Origin of the sequence: Zobellia russellii (assembly GCF_018728565.1) — a bacterium.
Lineage (GTDB): Bacteria > Bacteroidota > Bacteroidia > Flavobacteriales > Flavobacteriaceae > Zobellia > Zobellia russellii.
This window is the reverse complement of sequence record NZ_JACSOI010000001.1, coordinates 130,013-142,617: the sequence shown is the minus strand read 5'-3', so window position 1 is coordinate 142,617 and position 12,605 is coordinate 130,013. Positions and strand designations below refer to the sequence as shown.

The 12,605-nt window shown below is 37.0% G+C and carries 6 protein-coding genes; 1 reads left to right on the top strand and 5 read right to left on the bottom strand.

Annotated features, from left to right (window positions below):
* Positions 1–234: 234 nt before the first annotated feature.
* Entirely contained in the window at positions 235–1,479 is a 1,245-nt protein-coding gene (locus H9565_RS00635; RefSeq protein WP_215436207.1) for a glycoside hydrolase family 117 protein, read from the bottom strand.
* Positions 1,480–1,641: 162 nt separating this feature from the next.
* A complete protein-coding gene (locus H9565_RS00630; protein ID WP_215436204.1) occupies positions 1,642–2,859 on the bottom strand; it encodes a glycoside hydrolase family 117 protein in 1,218 nt (405 codons plus the stop codon).
* Between the two features lie 491 nt (positions 2,860–3,350).
* Here H9565_RS00630 and H9565_RS00625 point away from each other — a divergent pair, with 491 nt between their 5' ends.
* Positions 3,351–4,934: a tetratricopeptide repeat protein gene (locus H9565_RS00625; RefSeq protein ID WP_215436201.1), complete on the top strand. Its 1,584-nt coding sequence runs from the start codon at positions 3,351–3,353 to the stop codon at positions 4,932–4,934.
* Between the two features lie 140 nt (positions 4,935–5,074).
* Here the strand turns inward: H9565_RS00625 and H9565_RS00620 are convergent, their stop codons facing one another.
* The 3 genes from H9565_RS00620 to H9565_RS00610 are packed head-to-tail and all read right to left on the bottom strand — an operon-like array spanning position 5,075 to position 11,467.
* Complete coding sequence (locus H9565_RS00620; RefSeq protein ID WP_215436197.1) at positions 5,075–6,673, bottom strand: hypothetical protein; 1,599 nt, start codon at positions 6,671–6,673, stop codon at positions 5,075–5,077.
* An 11-nt stretch (positions 6,674–6,684) separates the two neighbouring features.
* The gene (locus H9565_RS00615) at positions 6,685–8,403 is read right to left on the bottom strand and encodes a RagB/SusD family nutrient uptake outer membrane protein (protein ID WP_215436194.1); all 1,719 of its coding nucleotides are present in this window, start codon (positions 8,401–8,403) and stop codon (positions 6,685–6,687) included.
* A gap of 19 nt (positions 8,404–8,422) precedes the next feature.
* The gene (locus tag H9565_RS00610) at positions 8,423–11,467 is read right to left on the bottom strand and encodes a SusC/RagA family TonB-linked outer membrane protein (protein ID WP_246560141.1); all 3,045 of its coding nucleotides are present in this window, start codon (positions 11,465–11,467) and stop codon (positions 8,423–8,425) included.
* Positions 11,468–12,605 lie beyond the last annotated feature (1,138 nt).

The following is a 12,605-nucleotide window of genomic DNA, read 5'->3' as shown; positions in this document are numbered from 1 at the left end:
TGAGTTAGTTTTCAGTTAGTTTAGTATGGGTTAGGGGCGTGGTTAAAACCAGGCCCCTTCCTTTTTTTAGCTGCCTTTTGCAGTTATATTTTGCAGATTTATTGTTGTTGTTTGATATCGTAGGTAAAAAAGAGTTTACCCTATTCACCGACATAAGGGAAATTCAATTACCATTTCAGGTGGTATTAAAAATCAGGTGTAGTGTTGGAGACGCAATAAGTAGGTTGGTGCCCTTTATCTGGTGCCGGTATTCAATTTGAGGTTATAGTCATAGGTGTCATTTTTCATGTAGTCTTTGACCATTTGGTATTCTTCGTTTACCCTGTTGCCTTTTTCTAAGGACAAGTCGCATTCAAAACGAACAAAATGATAATTGGGGTACAATTCGTGACTAATTCCCCACGTTATGCCTTGTCCGGGGCTTGTGTTTACATCGGTAAAATTCCCTGGTCGGTAAGCACCGCCACCCTTTGGAATGGTTAAACCTTGAATTTTTGGGTAAAAATTTACTCCGTCTTCAGAAAATAGGATACTGTTTCTTTCAGGTCCTTCCGGCAAGGTAGCGCATACACCGTTACGATAGGGCCATACCATGCTGCCATGTCCGCCCATTAAAACAGGGTTGTACTTAGATTTAATATACGGGCCTTCAGGGTCATTGGCTATTGCAACCCCTGTGGCTAAGGGTATATCGGCATGTTTTTTATTGAAATTACCCGGTGATACGTTAGGGGTCCATGGTAAGCGGCCATGACTTTTGTAGTATAGAAAATATTGTCCTCCCTTAACAAAAAAGGTGGGTTCGTGTATAACCTCGGCATCCCAACTTTCTTCAGAACCGGGTTTTAATATGGGTTCATCCAATGCTTTCCAAGGTCCCGCCGGAGTACTGGCTACGGACATGCCAATTACATTGGGTGTAAAATCTCCGGATGTTTTGAATTGTTTTGACCAGCGTGCATCTTCAATGCTTCTTGCTGCTTGATATACTAGATGGTACTTGCCATTTGCAAACAAAATATCAGGATTAAATACACTGCGGTGGTCATAACGCCCAGCTGTGCCCCGCGAAATTGCCACTCCCTGTTCCTCCCAATTTAAGGCATCGGTAGAGGTTGCGTACCAAACATTGCACAAATCCCAGTGAAAAGCTCTTAGTGAATCGGTAGCGTCATTGGGGCCTACAACTTCGCTGTTAGATAGAGGTTTTGAATACCACATGTAATATTTACCATCAGTTTCTATTACACTAGAGGGGTAATAACGTTCTGCGCCGTCTTCAAACCCCTGTAGTTTTTTAAATGTGAATTGGGTATTGAATTCGTTATACTTTTCGTAAGAAATCTGATTTTCGCGAAAACGCTTGTAAGAGGCGCTTTCGTACGTCTCTGGTTCTTTGTGCTGGCACGAAGATAAACTTACTAGTATCAGTGCTAAAACAATGTTTGTTCCAGTTATAATTATGGCCTTTGCTGTCATAAAACAGTGGGTTTTATTATTTTCTTAGCGATATCTTTATGTTCAAATGGTGTTGCATTTTTACGAAAAATGAGGTTTAAGTAATATTCAACTTATTAAAAAGGACAGTAGCTACATGTAACATACTGTCCTTGCTTAATCAAACTCAACTCAACTCGTATTTTATTCTCCTTTGGCCCTATGTTGGGTCTTTCTTTCTGATGTAAAGCTCATAATACTTTGATAATCCCAGCTATTGTACATATGAGAAAGTCCCCAACGTAATATTTCTGTAGGTTCTTTTTCATTGTCCGCAGTTCTATTTAAGCCAATGGCATGTGCAGTAACTCCGGGAATGACAGACATTATTTCAAAATTAATACCGTCAGGTGCCCATTGAATGGTGTTTTTTTCTGGACCATCTGTAGTAATTAAGGCCGCAACACCACCATTGTATGGCCAAACACAAATTTCATGACCGCTATTGCTAATTGGGTTGTATGGTGATTTTATGTATGGTCCTTCAGGTTTGTCTGCAATGGCAAGACCATGACGGATTTGTCTTCCGCCAAATGTAATTTCTTCTCCCATCTGTTCACCTTTGTAGTACAGATAAAACTTGCCATCAAACGGTATAATGCAAGGGTCATGAACCTTATGGCTGTCAAAGTCGCCTTTTCTTTCAACAGCAAATCTATCTTGTTCCTCACCTTTCCAAATACCATTGTCGGCAGGACTTAATATAGGTTCTTTACTTTTTGTCCAAGGGCCGTCAGGAGAATTGGACCAAGCTAGGCCAATTTGGTTTTTTACACGTACCGTATAGGGAGATTTTACGGTTTGGTAGCTCAAATAATATTTGTTTTCATGTTTCATGATTTCTACGGTAAATACCGATCTGTCATCATATTCCCCTGCCTTGCCTCTAGGTACGGCTAGTCCTTCTTCTTTCCAAGTCTCTCCGTCTTCCGAAGTTGCATACCAAATGTCACAACGGTCCCAAGGAAATACCTTGTCGTTTTCAACGTCGCCCCCAAAACCTTGTGTTGGTCCGGTACTTTTGGAATACCATACATAGAACTTACCATTTTCTTTTATGACAGCACTGGGGTCTCTACGTACAACACCTTCTTCATAGGCTAAATCTCCTTTCAGCGGTTTTAAGTTAGAAAACTGAATAAACCATTCATTTCCTAAATCTACGGGCCATTTTAAGGCCCTTTTAGAAGCGGCACTTAAATGATCTATATCTGTAATGCCCAAATGGTCTATTTGGGCCTGAGTTATCCCTAAAGAGTCTAGTTTTTTCTGGTCATATGTCGTATTCTGGGCATAGCTATGATATGAAAGCATAGCGAAAAAGAGAAACGAATATAGGATTGTTTTGGTTCTAGAAATCATTGTAATAAGCGTTATTTAATTTATATGAATTTTGATGTTTCGTTTAAAGTGGGGCCGGTAAAATAGTTGTATTTAATTTTTGTCCATGTTTTGTTTCGTAATGGTACTTTTTATGAAATGTTTGGAAATAGACTAGTACGTTTATACTTGGCATATTTACCTTTTCTAGGTTTTTGTTGGGTTTATTTTTATGCTCGCACCTAAAATCATGTGTTTTGGTTCTGTTTTTTCTATTTGAGAAATCTGAACGAAAAATTGATGTATCAGTAATTTTTCCATTATTATTTTGACAAATATTAGTTAATAGTGGGTAAAATCTTTGGTTTTCTAATGAATAAAAACTGAACATTCTTAAAAACCGGTTCAATTTTCATGAATTTCAACTAAGCAAATATTATATTGACTTTGACTAGGAAAAAAAAGACCCATGTTCAGTCTTGTATTTTCTAATGTTTAGTTGATTTTTAATTAGTGAGCAATAATTTTTAGATATGATGAAGCGTAGGAGTTTGCTAAAAATGCTTAGTGCTGTTATTATTTTGAGCAGTTTGTTTGTAAAGGCGCAAGAGCCTTATGGCACAAATAAGTATATAGACAAGGCAAACCAACTCACGGCAAAAAAATTAGATAGTGCTATCTATTACCTGAAAGCGGGTATTGATTATTATTCTGAACAAAAGGATACCATAAACTTAATCAACAATCTGTGTCAGTTATCTGCGGTTTATGATAATGTGTTGGATTACGGAAAATCTTATGATGGATATTGGGAAGCGTTAATTTTAGCCGATCTATCCGATGATGATATTTCAAAATCCCGTATTTATCAAGAATTGGGTTGGTTGTATACCGCCTATAGAAGGGAAGAAGAATCATTGCGTTATTTTAATATGTCCCTTAAGCTAAAAAAACAGCTTTTTAAAGAGAAAAAGATAAGTCAGGATTATCTGGTCAGTAACTACTTTGCTATTGTAAATTGTTATAGGGTAAACCATAATTATATAATGGCAAAGACGTATCTTGATAGTTGTGAACTGTCCTTAAAAAAGATAGACTCCAATAAAAAATCATATTACGTAGAAACGGAGAAGGGCTATTTTGATGCCATTGCAGGAGATTATGAAAATGCATTGAACACGTTAAACGAATCTAAACTCTTTTTTGAAAAGAAGAGCCCTTCATACCTTACTATTGTCTATTTTTTATTAGGAGAGGTGTATAAACTAAAAGGAGATTTTGAGGAGGGAATAAAGTACTATAAGGAATCTCTTAAGTTCTCGGAAATGTATAATAAGCATTTGGGTTACAAGCTATTCAACTATGAGGTTTTGTCCGAGCTGTATTATAATCAAAACAATTTTAAAGAAGCCTTTTTCTACAATGATAAGGCACAAGAATTAAATGAAAATATATTCGGCAGAAAAAGTAAAAATCATAAACATTTATTTGAAATAAAAGATCGTTACAGACTTCAAAAAGAAAAAGAAAAGGCACTACTTAAAGAAGTACGAATTGAAAAGCTGGAAGACCAAAAAAGAATAGGTTTCTTACAAAATATCTTAATGGGCGTAATAGTGGTCTTTATGTTTTTATACGGGGTTCTTTTGTTTAGAAACCTAAGAAGAAAACACAAACTAGAAAAGCAAAAGACCAATGAGGTTATGATGTTAAAAAACAGGGAATTAACTGCGTCTGCCCTTCAACTGATCGAAAAGGAAGAATTTATTGCTAAACTAAAGCAGAATATTTCCAAAAGTGATGCCATAGACGCAAAGGCCATTCATAATATGCTCAAAGGTTTTCAAAATTCCCCAGGTGGAAATTGGAAGGAGTTTGAAGCACGGTTTACTTCTATAAACCAAAGCTTCTATGAAAAAATAAGGACAAAATATCCAGACTTGGGACAAACAGATTTAAAGCTTTGCGCTCTAGTAAAGTTAGGGTTTTCAAGTAAGGAAATGTCTTCATTATTGGGCATTACAATAGAAAGTGTACATACTTCAAGGTATAGGTTAAGAAAGAAACTTGGATTAGAAAAAGGAGAAAATCTTATAGATTTTATGTCCACAATTTAAAAGTGCTATATCTTCTAATATGTGGTATAAATAATACTTAAAAGAGTCAATACATGACTTGCAATTAAAAATGGGCAGCCTATTCAAAGACTGCCCATTTTACTATTTAACATAGCGGTTAAGATTCGGGGGTTATACCTTTATGGTCTAACAGGAACTTCTGCTAAGAACATATCATCTATATGAAATTTAATAGCTTGTGGGTTAAACTCATTATATCCTCTAATGAACCAACTTACTTCACCAGTAAAACCTGCATCAAATTCTTGTTTTTGATATACCCATTCTCCGGTAGGTAGGTCAGGAGTGAATACGGTAGGTATCAGTTCAAAAGCCCAGTTTGAAGGATATATTCTAATATCCGAGGATTCAGTACCTGAAGGAACTCCTGATAAGTCACTTTCTATATATATCCAGTAGCCAAACTCATATCTTTTACCTTCTTCAAGGGTTATTACAACAGGATTTCCTCCGGCATCTCTATGTTCAACGATCATACCACCGTTGGGTCTAAAGTTGATATCGAGGCTCTTGGTTCCGGTGCGTGTGTTAACCACACCAATATCCAAATCATATTCGCCCCAATGACCTCCCCAACCTAGGTAAGCCCAATTATCAGGAGTTGATGTTTCTAATCCATAATCATATGGGGTAGAAGGGTAAAGGTTGGCCAGTTGGTCAAAATCTGTCAAAAGAACATCGGTAAATGCTTCTGACTCCACTTCATCTACGGTTGTAAGTTTCCCGGGCGTATAGCTTACGTAAACTTGGTCATCATTATAAAGTTGTTCTCCACTTAAATCAAGAATAACAATATTGGCTTCGTTCTTGTCTATAGTCGCCGTAGATATAACAGGGTTGATCAGAATAGGATTCATTTCATCTCTGTTATTTTCTATTCTAACGGTAAAATCGGCTGGATCTACCGTGCTTCCATCTATTTCTCGGCTGAATTCTAAAGCAATCTTATCTTCACGTTCGGCCACTCTATCCAAAGTTACCGGAGCGGAAGATGGTATTACTTTTATCACTTTCTCAAAAGAAAGGGTGTCCGCATCGGTGGGTCTAAACCTTGAGGCAATAAATTCAAGATCCCAAGACCCTAATCTATTGAACCGCATGTCTACCTCTTCTTCTGCACCGGAGTTTATAGTGGCAGGTTTTCCTCCATCCGAAGACCATGCAATTGCTTCCGGTTCGCCTATTGCGGTGAAGGTTAAACGAACAGAGTTACTGGCTTCTATTTCATTTTCTGCTCCGTTGGACAAATCCAATTCAGCTCCTACGCTCCCATCAGGGTTTACATGATAGGCCCTTAGGGCAGATTTGATAGAATCAATTACCGTGATTACGATGGTGGTGTCCAACTGCTTGGTGTCGCTTGGAACCGTACTATCATCATTTCGAAAAACATTGCCCTTAAAAGTTTGGCTTAGTTTAACGTCATATACTCCGGCCTTGTTAAAAACACCTTTTACTACCTCTTTGGATGAGGTATTAGCTTTTTCTCCTGAAATACGAGAGTTTTCGGGGAATGTCCATGTTCTGGTTTCAACTCCTCTAGAGATATCGCCAAAATCTATATGACCTCCAACAATTACTTTGTTTTGGAAATCCATTTCGGATGTTACGATAATTCTATGGTTCACATCGCTTATGTTCAGCTCCTCTTCTTTTTCGCAACTGAAGACAAGCAGAGCTAGGATGAAGAGTACACTTAGGATATTATATTTTTTCATGTCTAGCGGTTTTAGTTGTTTAAATTAGGATTGTTTAATACTTCTCCAGTAGGAATAGGAAAATAGTCATGTTGCGCCGAGCGATAATTTTGTGAGGATTGAATAAAGTCCGGTCTAACTCTTCCTGATATAAATAGAGGAGCTTCACCTTGTCCGGTCACGTCCAAATTAGCTTCACGCCAAACTTCATCGGCACGTAAATCATCAAAAACCTCTTTAACAATACCCCAACGTACCAAGTCTTTATAACGGTGTCCTTCAAAGCATAATTCTATTGCTCGTTCCACACGTTGAATATGCGTTAATACAGTTTGTGCATTTGCAACTACCAAAGGATGTTCTCCATGAACTTGTTTGCTTACGTGCAGCTGTGGAAACATGCCACCGTTCATATCCATATACTGTTGTAAAGTATAGACACCGGCTCTACTTCTTACCATGTCTATATATTCTATTGCAGTCATAAAGTCTCCGCTATCATTAAGTACGGCTTCGGCATACATTAATAAAACATCTGCATAACGGATATGTCTAAAGTTAATACCACTACGTCCTCTTGGTGGTTCTGCATCTAGATGGTACCAGTTAGAGTGTTTTTTTAGATAGGCACTTTGTCCGCCTCCCCAACTTGCCTTTGCTTCTGCAAAAGGAGCAAGGTACCAGTCGCCTTCACCATTTCTAGGTGCAATGGTAGCATTCATTCTTCTGGACTCTAAGTTGGTGTCGTTTATAGAATTGTTGGGATCTACTTCATCGTAAACCAACATTTCGTGCAAGTTGTAAGAAGCGATTACGGTATTGAAAGCTCCGTATTGTAGGTGCCCAACTTCGGTACTAAGGGTAGTAGATTCAGCACCTGCTCCACCATTGGTAGTATCATCTTCTGCAAAACCGCTATTGCCAGGTTTTATATCAAAAGAATAATTTACTTCAAAAATAGATTCTTCATTAAATTCATTTTCGTGCCAGAAATTATCTTCAATATTTCTTGTTAAGCTATATATTCCAGAATCTATTACTTTTTTAAACAAAGTGGCTGCTTGCCCCCACTGTTCATCATAGAGGTATGTTTTACCTAATAACGAAGCTGCAGCACCCCAAGTGGCTCTACCTACATCATTAGCTTCCCAAGATTCTGGTAAATTATTCATGGCAAACTCTAAATCTGGAATAATTATTTGCGTATTTACTTCTTCCATAGTAGATATGGACTTACTCAATTCTTCAATAGATTCTGCTACTCCATCATGTATCATAGCTCCTCCATAAGTATGAACAACTTGGAAGTAAAAGAAAGCCCTTAAAAAACGAGCTTGGCCCTCTATTTGCGCTTTGGCTTCATCATCAAGAGTCTCTTCGTCTACTTCTTCTAGTTGAGAAATAATAGTGTTTGCCCTAAAAATGCCAACATACAGTTCTTCCCATTTGTTGGTTAAGTGAATTTGCCCGTTTGTATAGGTTAGATTTCTAAACGGATAAGGCCTATACCAAGATTCAGTACCAGCAATATCTCCTAACACAAATTCCTGCACTAACTCGGCACCACTAACGGAACGATATTGTAGAGCGCCATAAACCGCCGCGAGAGCAGCGTTAAAATGTCCTTCGTTTTTCCAAAAATTTGTCTCCGTAAGAGCATTTGGATTTTCTTCGTCTAAAAATGTACTTTCATTACAGCTAGCAATAATTAGTGCAAGAAGTACAAGACTTTTTGTTATTATTTTGTTCATTGATTTCATAGTTATTTTTTTAAAAACTTAATTGAACTCCTAGCATAAACTGGCGAGCAATAGGGTAGTTGCCATTGTCCACACCTCTTTGAAATAGACTATCACCACCTACTTCAGGATCATACCCCGTATAATTCGTAAAAGTGAAAGGGTTTACAGAGTTTAAATAGAGTCTTATTTTGTCTACTCCGTAGTCTTGAGTGTTTGGAATCGTATACCCTAAGGATATGGACCGGATACGTAGATAAGTTCCGTCTTCTAAGAACCAATCTGAAAACCCTCTTACATTAGAATGGCCTTCATTTTGTCTAAATGTTGGAATGTCCGAGTCTGGGTTTTGTGGTGTCCATTGAAAAACTTGATCTTGATGGCGCCCACCTATATAGGCTAGGTTTTTATTACCATTGTATACTTCAGTACCATAAGCCATATAGCTTTGTACGGATAAATCCCAATTGTTATAATCTAGATTTAGATTTAGACCGGCTTCCCATTGTGGAATACCAGAACCAGAGAATACACGGTCATTGTCATTAATGGCACCATCTCCATTTATATCTTTAAAACGTAAATCACCTAATTGTGGAGAGCTAATAGCACTTAAATCTAACTGTTGGTATTCCGTCAATTCTTCTTCGGTTTTAATTACACCATCGTTTTGTAACAGGAAGAAAGAACCGGCCGGATTATTTAAGGCTAAGAAGGTGGTGTTATCTCTATTAATAGTTCCTCCGGACTGCCCAAGTATTTTACCATTTAAATTGGTGATTTTATTATCATTAAGAGTCCATGTTCCTGATATGCCAAAGTTTAATTTGTCTCCTATTTTTCCTTTGTAGTTAGCTGCAAACTCTACACCTTTATTTACCATGTTACCGGCATTAAGGGCTACACTACCGTAAGTACTTTGAGCACGTGGTTGCCACAAACCGGAAGAAGGAGCGGTCTGCTCGTTAATTAACATGTCTTGTTTATCATTTTTATAGACATCGGCAGTTATATTTAATTTGTTTTGAAAGAGACCCAGCTCAAAACCGATGTTTTTAGAAACAGTTGTTTCCCATGCCACATTTGGATTGGCATATCTACGTTGAACTTGACCGTTTACAAGATTTTCGTCCGTTCCAAAAGGGTAATTAACCCCTGCTTCTATGGATGGAATAAAGGCATAATCCGGTATTCCATTAAAGCCTGTTTGGGCCCAGCTTCCTCTAATTTTTAGATTGTTAATGGCATCTACATTAAACCATTTTTCATCAGTAACATTCCACCCGGCAGAAAATCCATAGAAGTTACCATATCTTGTTTCTGGGGAGAACTTGGAAGAACCGTCACGTCTAAAACTTGCCGTTAATAAATATTTTCCATCATAGTTGTACTGTAATCTGGCCAATTTACCGGCAAGCGTATAACCGTTTTGGAATTCATTAGGGGATTTAGGGTCCGCTCCTGCGTTTAATACTTGAACATCGTTTGATGCGTCATCGGCAAATACAGTTCCTACGTTTAGACTTCGCCACCTATATTTTTCATAAGAAGCGGCTCCTAAAAGATCAAAGTTGTGTAGCCCAAAAGATTTTTTATAATTTAAAATATGCTCAATGGTTTCTCTTTTGGAGAACCAATAGTTATAGTCTAATTCTGCGTTAAGGGTAGAGGCTGCAGGACTTAAATTTCCATTTCTATCTAAAGCAAGGTATTGTGGCTGAAAGAACTTTCTAAAATACTGTCCCTCATTACGACCTAAATTTAATTTATAACTTAAGCCATCTAAAACCTCATATTCTAAATTAAGAGATATACTATTGCTCTTATTTTCTCTTTCATCAATATTATCTAATTGCCTTGAAAGAAAGCCATAGAAGATTTCATTGGCAGCAGATATGAGTACGGTATTTTCACCAGTTCTATTTATTTGATCAAAAGGAGCACTATGCGGTACATTTTGTATGGCAAAACCGAATAAATTCCATGGTTCTTGTTTTCTGTTTTCAGTAGTTAAACTAGCAGAACCAAAAGCTTTAAATTTACCCTTGGTAAATTGTCCCGTAATTCTGTTTGTTAACCGGTCAAAATCAGAACTTATTAAAACCCCTTCTTGCTTGTAGTAAGTGGTATTGAAATTATAAGTTAAATTTTCCGCGCCGCCAGATAAGTTGAAAGAAACATTTTGAATTATAGCATTGTCATTTTGAACTTCATCAACAAAATTCGTATCCCAGTCTAGTGCGTTTGCATCCAATAAAAATGTCTGTGGCTCATCTCCTCCTACTTCTGCAGTAGTTTCTCTGTTATAGAGAAAATCTACCGTATTTGATAGAGGTGTTCCTGAAGTAATGTTTTGAATCCCGGTAAAGGTATTCAGGTCTATTTTCATTTTACCTTTCTTACCTCTCTTGGTTGTAATTAGGATTACTCCACCAGCTGCACGAACCCCATAAACAGAAGCAGATGCACCATCTTTCAGGATATCTATGGATTCTATTTGTTCTGGTGCAAGGTTTGGATTTCCTTCTTGAGGAATATTATCTACCACATAAAGGGGCTCTCCGCCATTTATGGATACCAAACCTCTAATTTGAACGTTGGCAGCTTCTCCCGGACGTCCACTAACAGCTTGAATGTTTACACCGGAGACTTTTCCTTGAATGGCGGCTCCAATATCAGATACAGGAATTTTAACCAATTCTTCGGACGCGACTTGCGCAACGGCCCCGGTTACCTCTTTTTTCTTTTGGGTTCCATACCCTACAACAACCACTTCTTCTAGAAGTTGAGAATCCTCTTCCATAGATAGGCTTATAGTTTTGTTGTTGGCAGAAACCGAACGTTTTTCGGTTTTGAAACCTAGGTAAGAGAATACCAATGTTTCACCCGCTGAGGCGGTAATTGAATATTTACCGTCAAAATCTGTTACTGCACCCTTGCTAGTGCCTTCTACAACAATAGAAACACCTGGAAGCGGAGTTTTTTGTTGGTCTGTTACAACACCTGAAATGATTTCTTGTGCGTACGCCCAGCTTATTCCTAACAGGAAGTAGAGCAGAAGGGCGCTCATTTTCATAAATCTTGGTTTTTGTCCTTTCATAATAATGAATTAGGTAGTTGGCATTTTAACGACAATAGTAATATGTCATTGAAATGGATTAAGTATTTAATTATTGAAAAAAATTCAGGGATAAATTTATCAGATTATGAATTTGGGTAATAAAATACGCCCTCAATAAAAACTGGACATAGCTTTTCTATTTTCAAATTATTTATTGGTTTTAACTGAACTATGAGGATATTGTGAGAGTTTCAGAACGTATTTTATAGGGGGTGAGCAATTTTTATGAAGTCTACATTTTCATTATGGAAAAGTTCTGGGGTAAATTACCTTATTCCTGTATTTTAGGTTGATTCCAAGGGGTGTTAAGAACCAAAGGAGCTTAAGGGTATTTGCTGAGATAACCAGTTTGTTCAGGTTTTGTTCAGCTCTTAAACTTAAATGAACAAGATATTTTTACCGTTCAGATATTGCTGTACAGGCAATGAATGATTATAGCATAATTCATAGAAAAAGTATGTTGATATCTATTGGGGAAATGTTAATCATGACAATTAAAGTAAATAATGGCTAAAACTTTTGGATTGTCCTTTCCATAATGCTAGGTCTATTACAAACAGTAGAGTAGTAGTCAGTTATCTTTATTAGAAAGATATAGTACATTTTAGAGAGGTTTATAGTATTGGATAGAACTAGCGGGTTCTTGTGATTCTTGACATTTCTAAAGATGAAAATAAGATTCAAGAAAGAAAGTGAATCTTGAATATTTGCGTCTTATAAATAGCATACTGTAGAATAATACTGTAGGAACATCCTGATTTTTCATTAATGAATTTATTTTTGGTCTAATAGTTTGATTAATAGTTAAATAAGTGTGTTAAATATGCTATCTTGTTTCGGTTGGAATTTTGCGTAATACCCGTTCTGGAATTTAAGAAAACTGTAGCGAGATATTTGTCATGTTCGAATTCAATACACTAAATATCCATTAAAGTTTTGCCTTATAAAATGTCGATTGACTAATATTTAGGTCAATTGCCCCAGAAGATGTGATATTCGTGAAATGTTAATTATTTCATTCATATATTTGGCCGCTGTTGGATTAGATGCTAGTTATAGGATTGATTTTATAAACTATTAAAACCGACGTAAT